Annotated in this window: 16 protein-coding genes; 10 read left to right on the top strand and 6 right to left on the bottom strand. The window is 50.4% G+C overall.

Features of this window, described 5'->3' with window-relative positions:
* Positions 1–70: 70 nt before the first annotated feature.
* Together OO017_RS04260 and OO017_RS04265 are read left to right on the top strand one after the other, a co-directional pair.
* A complete protein-coding gene (locus tag OO017_RS04260; protein WP_266051207.1) occupies positions 71–841 on the top strand; it encodes a hypothetical protein in 771 nt (256 codons plus the stop codon).
* A 216-nt stretch (positions 842–1057) separates the two neighbouring features.
* Positions 1058–1267 (top strand): alkylphosphonate utilization protein, encoded by a 210-nt coding sequence (locus tag OO017_RS04265; protein WP_266051208.1) that lies wholly within the window; start codon positions 1058–1060, stop codon positions 1265–1267.
* An 81-nt stretch (positions 1268–1348) separates the two neighbouring features.
* Here OO017_RS04265 and ychF read toward each other — a convergent pair whose 3' ends face one another.
* Together ychF and OO017_RS04275 are read right to left on the bottom strand one after the other, a co-directional pair.
* Entirely contained in the window at positions 1349–2446 is a 1098-nt protein-coding gene (gene ychF, locus OO017_RS04270) for a redox-regulated ATPase YchF (RefSeq protein ID WP_266051209.1), read from the bottom strand.
* Positions 2447–2612: 166 nt separating this feature from the next.
* A complete protein-coding gene (locus OO017_RS04275) occupies positions 2613–2945 on the bottom strand; it encodes a DUF3276 family protein (RefSeq protein WP_266051210.1) in 333 nt (110 codons plus the stop codon).
* A 134-nt stretch (positions 2946–3079) separates the two neighbouring features.
* On the opposite strand from OO017_RS04275, the gene OO017_RS04280 reads away from it, so the two are divergent.
* Together OO017_RS04280 and OO017_RS04285 are read left to right on the top strand one after the other, a co-directional pair.
* Complete coding sequence (locus OO017_RS04280; RefSeq protein ID WP_266051211.1) at positions 3080–3493, top strand: septal ring lytic transglycosylase RlpA family protein; 414 nt, start codon at positions 3080–3082, stop codon at positions 3491–3493.
* Between the two features lie 3 nt (positions 3494–3496).
* Entirely contained in the window at positions 3497–4408 is a 912-nt protein-coding gene (locus tag OO017_RS04285) for a DUF58 domain-containing protein (protein WP_266051212.1), read from the top strand.
* A gap of 72 nt (positions 4409–4480) precedes the next feature.
* Here OO017_RS04285 and OO017_RS04290 read toward each other — a convergent pair whose 3' ends face one another.
* On the bottom strand, positions 4481–6073 hold the full coding sequence (locus OO017_RS04290; protein ID WP_266051213.1) for a hypothetical protein: 1593 nt from the start codon (positions 6071–6073) through the stop codon (positions 4481–4483).
* 109 nt (positions 6074–6182) lie between these two features.
* Positions 6183–7829, bottom strand: a complete 1647-nt coding sequence (gene pgi / locus OO017_RS04295) for a glucose-6-phosphate isomerase (RefSeq protein WP_266051214.1) — start codon at positions 7827–7829, stop codon at positions 6183–6185.
* A gap of 328 nt (positions 7830–8157) precedes the next feature.
* Between pgi and OO017_RS04300 the strand changes: the two genes are divergently transcribed.
* From OO017_RS04300 to OO017_RS04325, 6 genes are all read left to right on the top strand, one after another.
* Positions 8158–8340 (top strand): hypothetical protein, encoded by a 183-nt coding sequence (locus OO017_RS04300; RefSeq protein WP_266051215.1) that lies wholly within the window; start codon positions 8158–8160, stop codon positions 8338–8340.
* A gap of 50 nt (positions 8341–8390) precedes the next feature.
* Positions 8391–11111 (top strand): cation-translocating P-type ATPase, encoded by a 2721-nt coding sequence (locus tag OO017_RS04305; RefSeq protein WP_266051216.1) that lies wholly within the window; start codon positions 8391–8393, stop codon positions 11109–11111.
* Between the two features lie 316 nt (positions 11112–11427).
* On the top strand, positions 11428–12204 hold the full coding sequence (locus tag OO017_RS04310) for an HAD family hydrolase (protein ID WP_266051217.1): 777 nt from the start codon (positions 11428–11430) through the stop codon (positions 12202–12204).
* Positions 12205–12384: 180 nt separating this feature from the next.
* The gene (otsB, locus tag OO017_RS04315; protein ID WP_266051218.1) at positions 12385–13959 is read left to right on the top strand and encodes a trehalose-phosphatase; all 1575 of its coding nucleotides are present in this window, start codon (positions 12385–12387) and stop codon (positions 13957–13959) included.
* A gap of 4 nt (positions 13960–13963) precedes the next feature.
* Entirely contained in the window at positions 13964–16366 is a 2403-nt protein-coding gene (locus tag OO017_RS04320) for a glycoside hydrolase family 65 protein (protein ID WP_266051219.1), read from the top strand.
* A gap of 24 nt (positions 16367–16390) precedes the next feature.
* Positions 16391–17341 carry a 1-phosphofructokinase family hexose kinase gene (locus OO017_RS04325; protein ID WP_266051220.1) on the top strand — a complete coding sequence of 317 codons (951 nt, stop codon included), beginning with the start codon at positions 16391–16393 and terminating at the stop codon, positions 17339–17341.
* A gap of 43 nt (positions 17342–17384) precedes the next feature.
* Here the strand turns inward: OO017_RS04325 and fbaA are convergent, their stop codons facing one another.
* Together fbaA and OO017_RS04335 are read right to left on the bottom strand one after the other, a co-directional pair.
* Positions 17385–18461 carry a class II fructose-bisphosphate aldolase gene (gene fbaA, locus OO017_RS04330; protein ID WP_266051221.1) on the bottom strand — a complete coding sequence of 359 codons (1077 nt, stop codon included), beginning with the start codon at positions 18459–18461 and terminating at the stop codon, positions 17385–17387.
* A gap of 125 nt (positions 18462–18586) precedes the next feature.
* Positions 18587–20092 carry an exonuclease domain-containing protein gene (locus OO017_RS04335; protein ID WP_266051222.1) on the bottom strand — a complete coding sequence of 502 codons (1506 nt, stop codon included), beginning with the start codon at positions 20090–20092 and terminating at the stop codon, positions 18587–18589.
* Positions 20093–20100: the final 8 nt, after the last annotated feature.

Below are 20100 nucleotides of genomic sequence, written 5' to 3' on the forward strand. Positions count from 1 at the left end.
CGTTTATAGGGTAGTTGGCTAATAATTTATAATAGGTAACATAATTTAAAAAACGTTATTGCTCTTCCTTATGAGACCAAAGCTGACTTCCCTTTTTCTGATATTTTTGATACTGGCTTCTGCTTGTAGAAAGGACAGTCCGAAGCCTGACTGCGTGCCTTACCAGCCCTCTGCTCAGTTGGATATTTATTCTTATCCTGTCTTACCGGGGACACCCGAATGGGCTAAACTGCAAACAGGCGAGGAAATGTATGCTGTAACCCAGCTACCTGATTCTGTGATGCAAGCTATCTCTACTGAAGGGTTGGTGGAAACCTGTTATACATATCCTCTGCGGTTAAACATGACTGCCTGGCCTACTTATCAACTTGGAGTTGAGTCAATAATGGGAATATTTAATGGGTTTCAGGAACTGAGCAGAAGAAGTGATGCATCTGCTGCCTTACTGGCAAGATATGAGCATATGAATCCAGCCTGTTACAGCGGACTTACAAGTGAAACCGAGGTAGGAAGATATACACTTGACTATGCCTTATTTGAAGCAGTCCTTGCCCAGGAAGTCTTTCTTTTCCAATTCTCTGCAGAGCAGAAGAATAGACTACTAAAACATGCCCTCAACAATTATGCTGAAAAGAAAAAGCATCCAGATATATATAGCATTTTCAACTTGAAGAGCAATGCTATCATCCTGGCTCGCCTTATGTTTCTGGAAAAATATCCACCTTTTATGAAATCTATACAGCAAGACGATTTTTTAAGGGTGTTCGTAGAGAGCATCGAACTGCAGGGCAGAGTTGAGACCATTGATACAGTGGTTAAACACGCAAAATCTTTTAAGTAGTGCTTGTTTGGTTATGATTTGGGTTATAAATCACCGCCTTATACTTGATATGAAACGGTAAAAGATGTGAATGAGTAGGTAGAAATGGAGTATGGGGTATTTAACTGTTGCTTGGGTTAAGATATAGAAGAAAACGGGTTAAGGAATAGAAGAAAAACTTATGCCACCAACACAGCGCATATTCGCGTTAGATTTAGTATGCATGTGGCCGAAGCTATGCAAGTCCAAGACAGTAATGGTAATATCCTGAACGACGGTGATGCAGTGGTCGTTACTAAAGACCTGAAGGTTAAAGGCATGTCTAACACACTAAAGAGCGGCAACGTGATCAAAAATATCCGCTTGACCGATAGTGAAGATGAGGTTGAATACCGCATCGGCACAAGGCAGGTGTTGCTGAAGACGGTACACCTGAAGAAGGCGTAAAGTGGCTTCGAAATCTATCAAAAACAGAAAAGGCAGGTTAAATAACCTGCCTTTTCTGTTTTTGATAATTTATACTTCTAATTACACGTTAAAGCGGAAGTGCATGATGTCGCCGTCCTGCACTACGTATTCTTTGCCTTCCACGGCCATTTTACCGGCTTCCTTTATCTTGGCTTCTGTCTTGTACTCCTGGTAATCTTTTAGTTTGATAACCTCGGCGCGGATAAAGCCTTTCTCAAAGTCGGAGTGAATAACGCCTGCAGCCTGAGGGGCTTTCCAGCCTTTCTCGATCGTCCAGGCGCGTACTTCCTTTACACCTGCAGTAAAGTAGGTGATCAGGTTAAGCAGCTCATAAGAAGCACGGATAAGCTTATTCAGGCCAGCCTCTGTCAGGCCATACTCTGATAGGAACATTTCCTTTTCCTCCTCATCTGTCAACTCGGCAATCTGAGCCTCGATAGAAGCAGAGATCAGCACAACCTGGGCGTTCTCGTCTTTTACGTGCTCCCGCAGAGCTTCAGAGTATTTATTGCCTGTTGTCATAGAGTCTTCGTCTACGTTGGCAGCATAGATCACAGGCTTGGCTGTTAGCAGTTTCAGGTCTTCCACAGCTTCCAGGTCATCCTCGTTCACATCCAGGCTACGGGCGTTTAGGCCAGCCTCCAGGTGCGTTTTATACTTCTCCAGGCTGGCCAGCTCTTTCTTAGCCTTGGCATCGCCTGACTTGGCAGAGCGAACCACCTTGAGTATCTTCTTGTCAATAGACTCCAGGTCTTTCAACTGCAGCTCTGTGTCGATGATTTCTTTGTCGGCAATAGGATTTACCTGGCCGTCCACGTGCACAATGTTCTCATCTTCAAAGCAACGCACCACGTGTATGATAGCGTCCACCTCACGGATGTTTGCCAGGAATTTGTTGCCCAGTCCTTCGCCCTTGCTGGCGCCTTTCACCAGTCCGGCAATGTCCACAAACTCGATTACCGTTGGCAGCACGCGCTCCGGGTGCACCAGTTCCTCGAGAATCTGCAGGCGCTCATCGGGCACCGTTATCACGCCCACGTTGGGCTCGATGGTACAGAAAGGATAGTTGGCAGACTCTGCCTTGGCATTAGAAATAGCGTTGAACAGGGTAGACTTGCCAACATTTGGCAGGCCCACAATACCGCATCGTAGTCCCATTTATACTTTAGTCTTTATTTTCAGGGCGCAAATATACAACAATTTAGCCAGCCATGTGCCATTTGCCGTCTTTATTAACTCGCCGTGAGGCAGGATAGGGGTGAAACAAAAAAGCCCACGGCACTGCCGCGGGCTTCAGGTATGAGTTATCAAAGTAGGGGAAAAACTACTCCCACTTCAGTTCTTCGTCGAAAGAGGCTTCCTGTCCTTCTACAACCGGGTTTTCCAGTGCAGCCAGTGCCTCCTCTGTCAAGAGTTCGGATTTAACGTGGTCAATTGTTCCCTGTAGCGCCTCCAAGAATTTTGCGAAGTCTTCTTTGTAGAGGAAGATCTTGTGTTTCTCGTATGAGAAGCTGTCGTCCTTGAACTTACGCTTGCTCTCCGTGATGGTCACGTAGAAGTCGTTAGATCGAGTTGACTTCACATCAAAGAAATACGTTCTCTTCCCGGCCCTTACTCTCTGGGAATAAATTTCTGCTTTTTCGTTGTTCTCTTCCACCGTTATTAGACGTTAAATTCAACCTTGAGAACCTAAAAGTAATATATACTTCTGATATATAAAAGTTTTAGAATTTAAAATTCGCTTAAATTATTTTAATTCTATATTTGTAGCCGGACCAACTATGTAATACTATGAATCTATATTCCGTAGTATTGATCTTCCTGCTTTCGTTCTCTTCAGGACCGGCCGACTACAATGCAAACGGTAAAGCATCTTACTATGCCGACCGCTTTCATGGCCAGCGCACAGCAAACGGGGAGCGTTACGACAAGAACCTGCTCACGGCTGCGCATGCCACGCTCCCCTTTAACACAAAGGTGCAGGTAACGAACCTGAAGAATGGCAAAACGGTGACTGTGCGCATTAACGACCGCATGGCCCACAGCCGCCACCGCCTTATTGACCTCTCCAGGGCCGCAGCCAAGGAACTAGACATGGTGCGCGACGGTACGGCCTCCGTAAGTATAAAAGAACTTGCCCCTGAGGAGGCACAACAAGAAACACCTTTTGCCGTTTCAGAAGCAGAAGCCACTCCAAAGCAGTAAATCATGAAAAAAGCCCTTACACTTGCCGATGTGCAGAAATTCGAGAACATGGAGTTTCTGGCCAAGCAGCTGGTGGAGGGTTTTATCACAGGGTTGCACCAATCGCCTTACCATGGGTTCTCGGTGGAGTTCTCGGAACACCGCCTCTACAACAGCGGGGAGAGTACCCGGCACATAGACTGGAAAGTTTTTGCCCGTACTGATAAACTCTTTATTAAGCGCTACGAGGAGGAAACGAACCTGCGCTGCCATATTCTGCTGGATGTGTCGCCCTCCATGTATTACCCGCTGGAGGATAATGGGAAGATCACTTTCTCTGCCCTCTGTGCCGCTGCACTGGCCACGCTCCTGCGCAAGCAGCGCGATGCGGTGGGCCTGGTAACCTTCTCCGATCAAATCGAGCAGCAAACCCCTGTCCGTTCTACCGCCTCACACCTTCACACATTGCTCATGCTACTGCAAAAGCAGCTCGAGCAAAGGCCCACTGCAAAGGATACCAACGTAGCTGAAGTTGTGCACCAAATCGCGCAGCAAATCCCGAAACGATCATTGGTGGTCATCTTCAGTGATATGCTGAGCCGTGTGGATGACATGGAGGCCAGCTTTGCCTCGCTTCAGCACCTCAAGCACCAGAATCACGAGGTGCTGCTGTTCCATGTAATGGACCGCAAAACAGAGGAGGAGTTTGAATTTGCCGAGAGGCCTTATGTGTTTGTGGATGTAGAAACAGGGCAGGAGTTGAAGTTGCAACCCTCGCAGGTACGCGACCATTACCGCACCGCCGTAGAGAACTATAAAAAAGAGCTGGCCCTTAAGTGCGGGCAGTACAAAATCGACTTTGTACCCGTTGATATCAGCGAGCCTTTCGATAAAGTGCTTTATGCCTACCTGGTGAAGCGTGCTAAAGGGCGGTAATCGTGGTTCGTTATTGCTTGTTAGTTAAAAGTGAAGGATGTAATCGAATATAACCAACAACGAATAAATAAATTAATTCCCTTCACGGTCATAGGCATGCACGCGGACATCTTCAGTGGTCATGTCTTTGGTTTCAGAGCCGAACAGAATGTCGTTGCCGCGCTCGGTGTCATACACATGGGTATACTTTTTCCAGCCGCTTACTGAAGAGTTGTCTGTAACGTCGTCTTCACCAAGCCCGCCGTAGATCTTTACAAGTATACTTTGGCCTACTTCTCCTGCAAGTATAAATTCATCGTCGCCGGCCAGGCCATGAAGTATGATGGTTTCTGTTTCATCTTTCAGGAAAGTGCGCTTGTACAACTGCCTGGCAGGCACTTCGCCGGATGCAGGTCGGGTTACCGTAACCTGTACTTGCCCATTATTTATCCTTTTCACCTCAAAATGTTCTTCTGCATCAGAGCCAGGTATGGTTACTCTCCTGGCAAGTACATGGTACATTTTAGCGGCGGCATCAGGAAGTAAGTTGCGACGGCTTTTGAGGTTAGCCGCCAGTTTCTCTCCAGTTAAAGTATAAACAGGAGGCGGAAGCTGCTGCACCGCATTTTCTATAACTTCATCCGTCAGTTGTTGCTGCATCTCTGTTGCTATACTTTCCCAGTCTTTCAGGCTTAGTTCATGAAGCAGCCGCTCGTCCATAAAAGCTGCATTTATCATATAAGCTTTCACGTCGCTGAAGTCATGGTCGAAAGTATGGAACTTGCGTGCCAGTAATTTATTCGTGGCAATAAAGGGGATCACACCGTCCTTCATCTTCAGAAAAACCTGGTCGCGGTCCTTCGGGATGGGATTATAAATAGTGTCTGCGCCCTGTGTCGTCAGTGCCCAATCCCACTGCCCTTTGTGCCGGTCCCAGTCACCCAGGAGCAGGTCTAGCAGGCGAGCTTTAGCGAAGGCCTTTTGGTTAAAATGATGGGAATTTTTTGAGAAGCGCTGCCGCAGTGCATCCTCAGAATCCTCAAAACCTATCACCTTTTTACCAAAATCAGGGCCTATGTCTGCCCGATGTTTATACTTTTCTTCCAGCATAAACACTTTGCCCTGCACTTCGTGGCTATACTGCCCAAAGATTGTGTCGTTCGTGGCTACATAGTATAACCTGGGGTTGGTGTGGTATACGCCCACGGCTTTTGCCAGTGGAGGCACCACCAGCGCTCCGAAAGGGTTGGCAGCGGAGGTCTGGTCGCGGAGGATGTTGGTAATAAATGTGCCTTGCCAGAATTTACTCACGACATGCCTGGGGTCCTTGTCTAATGAGCGCAGGGCGTAGCGTCGGCCTGTGCTGTCCTGCAGTTCAAAACTAGTGGTTTGGTAGCCGCCTCCTTTTTCTACAACAATAAGCCCACCGTGCAGCGAGTTTAGTTTAAAAACAGGCAGCTTTACAGGGGTGTTCCAGAGTTTGCGGTTATGGTTCCCCCAGAAAAAACGGTGAAAGCCGCTGCGATCGTAGTGGCGCCCAAGTATAACCCAGACGCTATCCGGACCGGCAGCGGCTTTTCCACCTATTTCTTCTGATGTGGCAAGTGCATCGGGCTGAAAAAAATCTTCGTCTGCGCAGCTGCTTAAAGCAAAACTGCAAAACAGCACCATCAGCACTCGCTTCATGTATTTTAATTAAGAGATAAAGTTAAGCTTATGGGTTGAGAGTTTAAGCGGTACTAAAAGTACATGAGTTACTTTTAACTTTTAACGCACAAATCTTAACTATTAAAAATTACTTATTTCCGGTGTAGTACTCGATCAGGCCGCTGGTGGAGCTGTCGTGGCTGGAGGCTTTGCCATGTAATAGCTCCCCCTCGATCGTGCCTGCCAACTGCTTGCCAAGTTCCACACCCCACTGGTCAAAGCTGTAGATGTTCCAGATCACGCCCTGTACAAACGTCTTATGCTCATACATGGCCACCAGGCTGCCCAATTCAAACGGGGTCAGCTTTTTCATCATGATGGATGTAGTTGGCTTGTTACCCTCGAACAGCTTGTGCGGTAGCAGCTGCTCCAGTTCCTCGCCAGCCATGCCTTTCTTAGTAAGCTCCTCGCGTACTTCGGCTGCATTTTTGCCTTTCATAAGTGCCTCCGTCTGGGCAAAGAAGTTCGAAAGCAGCAGCGCGTGGTGGTTGCCTACCGGGTTATGGCTCTCGGCGGGGGCTATAAAATCGCAAGGTATAAGTATGGTGCCCTGGTGGATGAGCTGGAAAAAGGAGTGCTGGCTGTTAGTGCCCGCTGCGCCCCAAACCACAGGCTGGGTCTGGTAGTCCACGCGGTTGCCGTTGCGATCGGTGCTTTTGCCATTACTCTCCATCAGGAGTTGCTGCAGGTACTCCGGCAGCAGGCGCAGGTATTGGTCGTACGGAAGTATAGCGTGCGTCTGGCATCCAAAAAAGTTAGTGTACCAGATGCTCAGCAGCCCCATCAGCACCGGAATGTTCTCCTCCATCGGGGCCGTACGGAAGTGCTTGTCCATAGACTCGGCGCCGCGCAGCAACTCTTCGAACTTATCGTAGCCCAAAGCGCAGCCAACTGACAAGCCAATGGCAGACCATAACGAGAAGCGTCCGCCTACCCAGTCCCAGAAGCGGAAAGCGTTTTCCTCGGCAATGCCGAATTTAGTTACGGCCTCTATGTTGGTAGAAAGGGCCACAAAATGCTTCTTTATGTGCTCGCGGTCCACAGCCTTGTGCAAGAACCAGCCGCGTGCCGTTTCGGCATTGGTAATGGTCTCTTTAGTAGTGAAGGTTTTGGAAGCGATGATGAATAGCGTTGTCTCCGGGTCGAGCTTATGCAGCACTTCGGCCGCGTCGGTGCCGTCCACGTTGGAGATAAAGTATACTTCCAGGTCTGGTTTCTGGTACTTCTTCAGAGCCTCCACTACCATCTTAGGGCCTAGATCGGAGCCGCCGATGCCGATGTTCACTACGTTCTGCATGCGTTTGCCGGTGTAGCCCGTCCACTCTCCCGTATGGAGTTTATTGCAGAAAGTGCGCATCTGCTCCTGTACCTGGCGCACCTCTTCAAGCGCATTTTCGCCATCAACCTGCAGTTGCTCATCCGAGAAATTACGCAGGGCCGTGTGCAGCACTGAGCGGTCTTCAGTGGCGTTTATTTTCTCGCCGCTGAACATACTTTCAATGGCCTTTGATACCTCCATTTCGTTTGCAAGCTGTGTTAGTAGCTGCAGCGTTTCCGCAGTAATGCGGTTCTTGGAGAGGTCGTAGATCGTGTTGTTCAGGCGGAAGGTAAATTTGTTGAAACGCTTTGCATCCTGGGCAAACATATCGCGCAGGTGCTGCGGTTGCACGGTGTTAAAGTGCTCCTCAAGTTTCTTCCAGGCTTCGGTTTTAGTTGGAGAGTAGTTCTTTAGCATATTTTTTTCTTAGAGATATTTTGGCTCCCGGATATCCATATTTCGATTTGGTATACCGTGTTTCGGCCGGTTCGGTTTTTACGTATAAAGTGGGGCAGGTAAAAGGCTGCGGTGCCAAAGTTAGAAAATCCTGCAAATTTTATTTAACTCCTTTTTAAGGGGAGGGTTGGTGCAGGGCATAACGTGGCTTGCAACATCAAAATGCCTGTGCCTGCGTAGGTAAGTAGGCATATGCCTAAGTATGGAAAAGAGTGTTTGGTTTACTGTGTGCTAAGGCCATACTTAGGCTGCCTCATCATTTACTAAGTTTAAGTTTAATAGAATTGTTATGGAAGAGCAGAGAAAAGCCCATCAGAAACCCGGAAAGAAAAAAGGGATATTGAAGGAGGATGAAGGCAAACGCACTCCTCCCGGACCAACCGGCTACATTACAGGGGGCGAAAACCGGTCTACAAGGCCGGAGCAGGGGCCTGACGTGCCGCCGCAGGAGCGCACAGAGGGTATTCCGTAAGCCTGTAAAACTATTCCGAATCATTACCCAGAACCGGCGTAAAAATGGCAATGGATCAAAAATTCCCTTACTACAGCATTAGCACGGAAGAGGCGCTGAAAAAGCTCCAGTCCGACAGGGAGGGGCTAACGGAGGAGGAGGCCCGAAGGAGGCATAAGGAGTATGGCCCTAATGAGCTGACGGGCAAAGAAGGCATCAACCCGTTTGTGCTCTTTCTAAACCAGTTCAAGGATTTCCTGATTCTGGTGTTGGTGCTGGCGGCCGGTGTAGCCTGGTATGCAGACCATATGGTGGATGTGTACGTGATATTTGGGGTGATCCTGTTTAATGCGGTGCTAGGTTTTTTTCAGGAGTACCGGGCTGAAAAGGCGATACAGGCGCTCAAAAGTATGCTGAAGCAGGAGACGAAGGTGCTGCGGGATGGCAGGATCAGAACCTTGGAAGCGCGGGAGCTGGTGCCCGGCGATGTAGTGGTGCTTGAAGAGGGGGACAGCGTTCCGGCAGATGCCCGCCTGGTACGGGGCAAGAACCTGCAAACCATCGAAGCCTCGCTGACAGGGGAGTCGCTGCCGATTGAAAAAAACACCGAACCGCTGGAGGAGAATACCAATCTGGGCGACAGGCTGAACATGCTCTGGAAAGGTACACACGTAGCGAGGGGCTCTGCCAAAGCCGTGGTGACGGCCATTGGAGGCGACACTGAGTTGGGTAAAATTTCCCACTCACTGGGTTCAATCAAAGCGACGGCCACTAACTTCCGGAAGAAAACCGAGCGGCTGGCAAAACAGATGGCGGTTATCTCTGTCGCTACTTCGGCGGTAGTTTTTATACTTGGCTACTTCGTCCGCAATTATGCATTTGAGGAGGTACTGCTGATTACCGTGGCTACCCTGGTGTCTTCCATCCCGGAGGGGCTGCCGGCCGTGATTACCATCGTGCTGGCGATTGGGGCTAACCGTATGGTGCGGCAAAATGCCATTACCCGTGAGTTCTCAGCCACTGAAATGCTTGGGTCTGTCTCCGTTATACTTACAGACAAAACCGGCACGCTCACCAAAAGTATACTTACGGTTAGCAAGGTGTTTTTGGGTGATGGTTCGGAGTTGGAAGTTTCGGGTACAGGCTACACTCCGGAGGGAGAGCTGACGCAAAACGGAGAAAATATAAATCCTGCGGACAACAAGGTGCTACAACAGCTGCTGCTAATTGCCAAAGTATGTAATAATGCCCACTTCGGGGCGCCAAAGCGCGGAGAAGATGGCAAAACGGGTGAGCCGGAGGTGACAGGTGACCCAACGGAGGTAGCGCTGCTGGTACTGGCAAAAAAAGCGGAGGCGAAGCAGGAAAACCTGCTGCCTGAAGTGCAGGTGATAGACGATCTCCCTTTTAACTCGGAACAAAAGTATAGGGCAACACTGGCAGAGGTAGCGGGGCAGCGGGAGCTGTTAGTGGTAGGCGCCCCGGAAAAAATCCTTTCTTTGAGTACCCGCATTCTGACCCAGGAAGGTCCCCAGGTGTTAACAAACGAATTGCGCCAGCGTGTGCAGGACAAGAACGATGAGTGGGCCGATAAAGCCATGCGTGTGCTGGGCCTGGCTTACCGCGAGGCTGATGGCATACAGGATGAGGCAAAAACGGACCATGTGCAGGAACTGATCTGGGTAGGCATCACCGGCATTGTAGACCCGCCCCGCAGCGGGGTGCAGCAAGCTGTAAGCGACTGCAAGACGGCAGGCATCCGGGTGATGATGGTTACAGGAGACCATAAAAAAACAGGCACCGCCATTGCCCGGCAGGTAGGCATACTTGACCCTGACGAGACAGAAGAAATTTTCCCATTAGCTTTACAGGAAGATGAACTGGAGTCGCCGGAGAACGTCTTCGAAGACCTGGTAGATAACGTTTCGGTTTTCACCCGGGTAAGCCCTAACACAAAACTGCGCATCGCGGAGCATCTCCAAAGTAAAGGCCACCTGGTGGCGATGACCGGGGATGGCGTGAACGATGCCCCCGCCCTGAAGCGGGCAGACGTTGGCATAGCCATGGGTATACGCGGAACGGATGTGGCTAAAGATGCCTCCCAGATCGTGCTCTCGGATGATAACTTTGCCACCATTGTGCGGGCCATTCGGGAGGGGCGCATTGTGTTTCAGAATGTGCGGCAGACGAGTTTTTTTCTGCTCACCACTAACTTTGCCTTCGTGGCGGTATTTATCATAACCATGCTGCTTGGCTGGCCTTTCCCGCTTACCGCCACCCAGATACTCTGGGTAAACCTGGTTACCGACGGAGTGATGGAGCTAGGGCTAGCCACCGAGCGCGGCCACGGCGAGATAATGAAACGCGCACCCGTTCCGCGCGATGCCAGCATACTGGATAAAGGCGTGGTGCCGTACCTCCTGCTGATGAGCGTGGTCATGCTGGGGCTGACCCTTGCTGTGTTTTCCTATTACCTGCCTCAGGGGGAGAATCTTGCCCGTACCGGTGTTTTCATCGTCATATCCATGACGCAGGTATTCAATACATTCAACATGCGTTCGCTGGAGTACTCTGTCTTTGAGATTGGCATATTCAGCAACCGGTACGTAAACATAGCTTTTGTAGTCTCCGTTGCCTTGCAGCTGCTTGTAATCTACACACCTTTGCTGAGCGGTGTCTTTAGGTTTAAAGAACTGCCTATACTTGATCTGTTGATCATAATCCTGCTTTCCAGCCTGGTTGTATGGGTGGCAGAAGCTTATAAGTGGTTCATCAGAAAAAAGCAGCTGTAGTGCGTTTGGTGCCGTATAGAAAACTATAAGGTGGTTTTTGTCCACGCACACCAACAGGATAAACTACTATCAGTAAGAAAGAGATGCCAAACATAAGCAATTTAATAGCCGTAGATGCTGAAGTTATGAGCCTATGTGACTATATTTGATGAGCCATATGAATGCTGGCGACAGCTGAACTGGGGACAAAGTATAAATGTGGTTGTGCTGCAGCCGGGGCAGGTAAGTTCACGCTACAGGCTAGTTAGTAGCCCCGATAGAAAAATAACCGCCTGCTATTTAATAGTAAAAACCTATCAAGTAAAGCCTATACTTTATGAGTAATCTGAGTAAACTTATACAAGAAAGAAATATCAAGGCCCTGATCCTGGATATGGATGGTGTGATAACGAACACAGCCGGACTTCATGCCGAAGCCTGGAAAAAGCTGTGTGACTCCTTCCTGCGCCAGCGAAGCGAGCAGGATGGCAAGGCCTATGAGCCCTTCAACCTGAAAGAAGATTACCAGACCTATGTGCACGATGTGCCCCGTATCGATGCCATGCGCAATTTCATGGCTTCCCGTGGCATCACGCTGCCGGAGGGAGAGCCTAGCGATTCGGTTGGAAACAACACCTTGGTTGGTCTGGGCGAACGCAAAGACTATTATTTTCATGAACTGCTGAAGCAAAACGGTGTCGTGGTGTTCGATGATGCCATCCAGTGGGTAAAAGAGCAGCAGCAGGCAGGTATGAAAACAGCCATTGTTTCGGGTAGCCGCAACTGCCTCACCATACTTCGCCGCGCCGGTTTAGATAAGCTTTTCCCGGTACGCGTAGATAAAGTAGTGGCCAACGAACTCAAGATGAAAAGCAAGCCTGCACCGGATATTTACCTGGAAGCGGCCCGCAGACTTGGTGTGCAACCTCAGGAGACAGCTGTTTTTGAGGACACCGAAGGAGGTGTAGAGGGAGCTAAGGCTGGTGACTTCGGCCTGATTGTGGGCATAGACCGCGGCCTTAACCAGGAAAGACTAGAAACAAAAGGAGCCGACATTGTTATAAAGGGTTTTGCTGCAGAACTCAAAGCACAGAAAGCTACCTCCCTGAACTAACAAAGTATACTCTTGTTGATTCGGATATTTCACAAAAGCGCCTCTTCCATAAAAAGAGGCGCTTTTGCTTTTTACATTCTTCAGCAAGTATAAAACCGAAGGAAAAACCAAATGTGCTTAAGTATAGTATGATTTTGATGAATACAGCCCTGTACGATTACCCGTAAAACGCAGCAGATCATGTCCCAGCCACATCTCTTCGACCTTCTGGAACTCAGAAACATTAAAGCACTGATATTTGATCTGGATGGGGTGATAACGCAAACGGCCCGGGTGCATGCAAACGCCTGGAAGCGTATGTTTGATGCATACCTGCTGCAGCGTGGGCAACGTGAAGATAAAGTTTACGAGCCACTAAGTATAGCGACTGATTACCGCCGGTACATTGACGGCATACCGCGCTATGATGGCGTGCGGAATTTTCTGGCTTCACGCGGGATTACGCTACCCGAAGGCACGCCAGAAGATGCACCCGGAAAAGAAACAGTGGCCGGTTTGGGAAACCTTAAGAATACGTATTTTCAGGAGTTACTGCAGGAGGGAGGGGTGGACGTGTACCCTGACACCGTTGCCTTTGCTGGAGAGATGCGTCGGCGGGGCCTGCGAACGGCGGTAATTTCTGCCAGCAAAAACTGCCAGTCCATACTTGCCGCGGCAGGGCTTGAGAAATTGTTCGAAGTGCGGGTAGATGGCATCGTGTCGGCGGAGCTGGGGCTGAAAGGGAAACCGGCACCGGATATTTTTCTGGAAGCCGTCCGCAGGCTGCAGGTAAAGCCGGAGCAGGCGGCTGTTTTTGAGGATGCCCTGGCCGGTGTAGAGGCCGGTAAGGCCGGCGGCTTTGCCCTGGTGGTGGGCCTTGACCGTACAAGCGAAGCAAATGAACTAAAAGAACATGGTGCCGATGTGGTGCTGCAAAAAATACCAAGCCATACTATGAAGAACACCCCCCAAAACCAGGTACGCAAAAAGGACGGTATAACGCTCCCTTCAGCTCTAAACCAAATAGAGGCCTTACTACAGGGCAAAACTCCTGCCGTTTTCCTGGACTACGATGGTTGCCTGACCCCCATTGTTAAAGACCCTGACAAGGCCATACTTTCTGACAGCATGCGGCATACCCTGCGGCAGCTGGCGGAAGTTTGCCCTGTTGCCGTTGTTAGTGGACGTGACAGGGCGAACGTGGAGAAGCTGGTGCAGCTGGATAATCTATACTATGCCGGATCCCACGGGTTTGATATCTCAGGCCCTGATAACATGCATACCGAACCGGGCGGAGCCGCCGCAGCCATTCCCGCTCTGGATAAAGCCCAAACTGAGTTGAACGAGCGCCTGCACCAGGTACAAGGCGCTTTGGTTGAGCGGAAACGCTACGCCATAGCCGTCCATTACCGCAACGTGGCTGATGATCAGGTTGATGACGTGCTGAAAGTGGCGCAAGATGTTCTCTCAAAGTATAAAGAGCTGAAACCGGGGCCAGGTAAAAAGATACTGGAACTGAAGCCAAACCTGGATTGGCACAAAGGCAAAGCCGTGCACTGGCTATTGGAAGAACTGGAACTGAACAAGCCCGGTATTATACCGATGTATATTGGCGACGACCTGACCGACGAAGATGCCTTTGCCGCTTTGCAGGGGCAGGGTATAAGTATACTGGTAGGTGAGCACGATGAGGAAACAGCCGCAGACTTCAGGTTGGAGAGTGTGGATGAGGTTCAGGAGTTTCTGGCAGCGCTGACAAAATATCTAAAAAAGTAAAGTCATGCCAGATTGGAGAATAGTTTATGAAGAGTGGACACCTGAACTACAGCCTTTACGGGAAGCGCTTTGCACCCTCGGCAATGGCTATTTTGCTACTCGGGGTGCCTTTGAGGAAGCCAGTGCAGACGAAAGTATACATTACCCGGGCACTTACCTGGCTGGTGGTTACAACCGGCTCATTACTGAAATAGCCGGGAAATTGATTGAGAACGAGGACCTGGTGAACTGGCCTAACTGGCTCCCGCTTTCATTCCGACACCCGGGGGAGGAGTGGTTTGATTTGAAACGGGTGGAAGTGATCAGCTTTCGGCTGGAGCTGGACATGCAGCAGGGCTTGCTAATACGGCAGTTGCAGTTCCGCGACGGAAAGGAGCGCGAGAGTACCCTGCACAGTCGGCGGCTGGTAAGCATGGCTAATAAACATGTGGCAGCCATCGAGTGGGAGCTTACGCCATTGAACTGGTCCGGGGAGGTGGAGATCTCCACTGCCTTAGACGGGCAGGTAGTAAACAGCGGTGTCGGGCGCTACCGTGCACTAAATGGGAAGCACCTGCAGGCGCTGGCGCAAGGGCAGCACAACAACGAAACAATTTACCTGGAGGTAGCGACGGTTCAATCGCGGTTGCTCATGGCTCAGGCTGCCAGAACGCGTGTATTCATGGGGCCCGCCGCTCCGCCACTGGAGCGCCAATTGCTGGAGGAAGCCGGGTATGTAGAGCAGCGAATAAAGGTAAACTGCCTGGAGGGGCAAACGGTTCACGTAGAGAAAGTGGTGCAGCTGCATACCTCCCGAGATCAGGCTATAACAGAGCCGCTACAGGAAGCACGCAAAAATATTGACCGGCAGGGAAGCTTCGTCCACCTGCTGGAGCGACACAATGGTGCCTGGCAACGCCTCTGGAACCGCTGCGACTTGACACTGGACTGTAATGTAAAAGCCCAGTCTGTTCTTCGGCTGCACATCTTCCATCTGCTGCAAACCGTATCGGCTAACACCGTAGGCATGGATGTGGGGGTGCCGGCGCGAGGCTTGCACGGAGAAGCTTACCGCGGACATATTTTCTGGGACGAGCTGTTTATTTTCCCTTTTCTGAACTTACGCCTGCCCGAATTAACGCGGGAGCTGCTCTTTTACCGTTATCGCCGTTTACCTGAGGCGCGCTATGCAGCTACGCAGGCTGGCTACCGCGGGGCCATGTTTCCGTGGCAGAGCGGCAGCAACGGACGCGAAGAGAGCCAGGTCATACATCTAAACCCGGAGTCCGGCCGCTGGTTACCGGACAATACTTACCTGCAGCGGCACATCAGCGCCGCGATCGCCTACAATGTATGGCAATACTTCCAGGCCAACGAAGATATGGCCTTCATGACCTTTATGGGGGGCGAGCTGATCTTCGATATTGCGCTTTTTTGGTCTACCATAGCTGTCTTCAACCCGGAGCGTGGCCGTTTCGAGATACACAACGTGGTAGGCCCTGACGAGTATCACACCGACTACCCCGATTCCGGACAGCCCGGCCTTAACAACAATGCCTACACCAATATTATGGCTGTCTGGGTTATCCAGACGGCACTAAAGCTAATTGACATACTGGATGATTCCCGGGTAGAGGAACTGCACCTTAAATTAGGTATTACGGAACAGGACCTGAAGCGCTGGCGGGATATCTCAGAGGCCATGTATGTGCCTTTCATCGGCGACTCGAAGATCATTTCCCAGTTTGAGGGGTATGAGCAGTTGCAGGAGTTTCCGTGGGAAGTGTATAAGGCGAAGCATGGCGAGTCGATGCGCCTCGACCGGATACTGGAGAGCGAGGGCGACAACGTGAACAAGTATAAAGCCAGTAAGCAGGCCGATGTACTGATGCTGTTTTACCTGTTTTCTTCCGAGGAGCTTATCCAGATTTTCAAGATGCTCAATTACGATTTCAAGCCCGAAAGTATACCTGAGAATATTGAGTACTATGAGAACAGAACCTCACACGGCTCTACGCTGAGTAAGATCGTGCACTCCTGGGTGCTGGCTCGCTCAGACCGTAAACGTGCCTGGAATAACTTTAAAGTTGCCCTGATGAGCGATGTGGAAGATGTGCAGGGTGGAACCACACCGGAGGGTATACACCTGGGTGCGATGGCGGGAACGGTAGACCTGGTGCAGCGTGGTTTCACTGGCCTGGAGATAAGGGATAACGTGCTGTGGCTGAACCCGGTTTTGCCGGAAGAGATTTGTTTCCTGAACTTCAAGATCCGTTATCGTAGCCACTGGGTCTCGCTGGAGGTGACGCAGGAAAAAATGAAAATCACTTTCGACCGGGGATGGTCAAATGAAGTGCTGATAGGTGTACGTGGAGAGGTTTATACTTTCCAGAGGGGAGAGCAGCGCGAGTTTAATATTATCAGGTAATCAGTTTATACTTTAGAACGCAACATGAGCGACATCATCACGATAACCCTAAACCCCGCCCTGGATAAAAGTACCCATGTGGCACAGGTGATCCCTGAGAAAAAGCTCCGGTGCGATGAGCCGACCTTTGAGCCTGGCGGCGGCGGCATTAACGTGTCGCGGGCGCTTAAAAAGCTTGGAGGCAGCTCCTGCGCGTGGATTTTAGTGGGTGGCCCTGCAGGGGAGGGTATCTGCAATCTGCTCGAGAAGGAAGGGGTGGACTTCAAGGCGATCAAAACGAGGAACTGGACCCGCGAGAACCTTATGGTTATGGAGGATAACTCCGGCAACCAGTACCGTTTTGGTATGCCTGGCCCGGAGTTGTATGAGGCAGAATGGCGGCAGTGCCTGGATGATCTGGAGAAACTGCCTGAGCAGAAGATACCCAGGTATGTAGTTGCCAGCGGAAGCCTTCCTCCCGGCGTGCCCGATGATTTTTATGAGCAACTGGCAGGGGTTGCCAACCGGAAAAACTTTAAACTGATTGTGGATACTTCCGGGCCAGCGCTTACCAAAGCGGCAGGTAAAGGGGTATACTTGCTGAAACCGAATTTGGGTGAGCTGGCGGCACTGGCTGGTAAAGAGAAAATATCGGCTATGGAACAGGAGGAAATCGCCCGACAGGTCCTAGATGAGGGTAAGAGCCAGGTGCTGGTAGTATCGCTGGGGCCAAGGGGTGCCATGCTGGCATCTAAGGAGGGTATAAGTTACGTTGTGCCGCCAACCATGCCGCAGCAGAGTGCCGTGGGCGCTGGCGATAGTATGGTGGCAGGTATGGTGCTGTGCCTACTGCAGGGCGGCAGCCTGGAGGATATGGTGCGGTTCGGGGTGGCAGCAGGAACAGCGGCCACCATGACTCCCGGTTCCGAGCTTTGCCGCAAAGAGGACACTGACAAGATTTACCAGTGGCTGCAGGAGCAGAAGGAAAAGGTGTAAAAAAAGTATGGCGAGGTTTTCGCCTCGCCATACTTAAGGAATATTAGTTGCGGTCATTTGCGTTCAGGTCCGTAAAGGCCTCTTTCAAACGAGCGATAAAGCTCTTCTCACCCTCACGCAGCCAAACACGCGGGTCGTAGTATTTCTTGTTCGGAGAATCATCGCCATCCGGGTTGCCGATCTGCGCCTGCAGGTAGCCTTTTTTGCCTTCGTAGTAGTTACGAATGCCATCCCAGAAAGCCCACTGCATATCCGTATCAATGTTCATCTTGATAGCGCCATACTCAATTGCCTCCTTAATCTGGTGCTTTTCTGAGCCCGAGCCGCCATGGAACACAAAATGAACCGGGTTAGGGCCCGTACCGAACTTCTTCTGGATGTAATCTTGTGAGTTCTTAAGAATGTCTGGGCGCAACTCAACGTTACCTGGCTTGTACACACCGTGCACGTTACCAAAGGCAGCCGCTATTGTAAACCTTGTGCTGATCTTATTCAGTTCTTCGTAGGCATAGGCTACTTCTTCTGGCTGGGTATACAGGCGGGAGCTGTCTACGCCGGTGTTATCCACGCCATCTTCCTCGCCACCGGTTACACCAAGCTCAATTTCCACGGTCATGCCCATGCGGTCCATGCGTTTCAGGTAGCTGGCGCAGGTTTCAATGTTTTCTTTGATCTCTTCCTCCGAAAGGTCCAGCATGTGAGAGCTGTACAGCGGTTTGCCATGCTGCTCAAAGTATTTTTCACCGGCATCTAACAGGCCGTCAATCCAAGGCAGCAGTTTTTTAGCGGCATGGTCCGTGTGCAGTACCACTGGTACTCCGTAGGCTTCTGCCATCAGGTGCACGTGCTGCGCACCGGATACTGCACCGGCAATGGCGGCTTTCTGCTCGTCGTTGGACAGGCCTTTGCCGGCGAAGAACTGGGCACCACCGTGCGAGAACTGGATAATCACTGGTGAGTTCACGGCTTTGGCAGTCTCCAAAACGGCATTCACCGAGTTTGTACCGATCACATTCACGGCAGGAAGCGCGAAGTTATTTTCATTCGCATACTTAAAAAGCTCTGTCACTTCATCGCCAAAAAGTACGCCGGGTCTGAATCTTGTTTTTGTTTCGTTCACAGATTTATTTTTAATGATGGTTAATTTAGTTTGAAAGCAGAGGAAGTATAGGGTCCTCCGTTTTGCGACATGAATTTAGGAGCCTTTTGCTGTAAAAGCAAACGTTGCCTCAGCGGAGCTCTATCTTAATCAAACACAAGCACTTTATCCTTGTGTTTGCCGCGCATATAATTCCGGATTATCTGCTGCACGTCTTTGTTGTCGTTGTACCGCTTGATGGCTTCTTTAAAGTCCTCCATACTATTTGCTGAGAAGGTATCGTCTACAAAACCGAAGCCGAGGTAGGTGCCATGCTCCACCACTACTACCGAGCGTTCTCCTGGTTCTCGTCCCTTACCAACTATCACAAAGCTGTTGTGCTCAAACGTAAACGATTCGATCGCCTCCTCTACACGCTTGTTATACTCCTCCGGGCTTTCCTTGCCAATGCAGGCACCGCTGCACTGGTGCACCTGGTAATCAAAGCAGGCGCCGTATGTTTTGTACAGGTCGCACAGTTTCTGACAGAGGTTATACTTGGCCACTTTATGGAACAGGAAACCTTTCGCTTTATAATGGTTCGACAGCGCTATGATCGGCGTCATACTTATGTTATCGGCTTTGTTCACGCTACCGAACGTAAGGCGCTTGTACCCGTTTTCATCTAGGTACGAGAAAATGCCCGTATTAAACACGCTGCGGCGCTGTTGCCGGTTATACTGCGGCTTCATGCGTTTTATCTCAGCCGACTCAAACAGCAGCGATACCAGCTCGTTACCCATCAGCTCATAGGTAATGTCGGCTATGTTATTCTTAAAGTCCAGTGATTTGCGGCTCTTGTAGTCGATATTGAAGTGCTGGATTATGCGCTTTTTGATGTTGATGCTTTTGCCTACATAAATTACCTCTCCCGCTTCGTTGTGGAAGTAGTACACGCCCGGTACCATCGGCAGCGCATCCACCTGCTCTTTGCTGATGGCGGGTGGCAGGAGCGAGGTTTTGATTTCCTGCTTGAGCACTTGCGTGGTATGCTCGGAGGCCATGTTCATGTTGCCGTCTACTACAGGGCGGTTAATCTTCAGTAGCTTGTCGAATAGTATGGCAGTTGCCTCGGCGTCGCCAATGGCGCGGTGGCGCTGGCTCAACGGGATGTCTATACTTTTGCAAAGCTTGCCCAGGCTGTAAGAGGGTAGGCCCGGCATCAGCGCGCGGCTGAGGCGAACGGTGCAGAGCGTTTTGCGCTGGAAGGTGAAGCCCAGGTCGGCAAACTCTTTCTTGATGAAGGAATAGTCGAAGCGCACGTTGTGGGCTACAAAAACCTTTCCCTCGGTAAACTCCACAATCTCTTTGGCCACCTCGTAAAACTTCGGCGCTTCCTGCACCATATCGTCTTTAATGCCGGTGAGCTGCGTGATGAAGAAGGGGATGGGTTTCTCGGGGTTAATGAGTGTGTGGTATTTGTCCACTATCTTCTCCCCGTCGTGTATAAAAATGGCAATCTCGGTGATCTTGTCCTGGTGCGGTTGGCCTCCGGTTGTCTCAATATCTACTATCGCGTACAAGTTGCTCTGGTTTAGGTCGTGGTCATCAGGCCCTTTGCCATTAGCTACAGGGCTATCTCCTAAACCAAATTTATTAGTATTCCGTTTCAAATCGCCTC

This window comes from Pontibacter anaerobius (assembly GCF_026241195.1).
Lineage (GTDB): Bacteria > Bacteroidota > Bacteroidia > Cytophagales > Hymenobacteraceae > Pontibacter > Pontibacter anaerobius.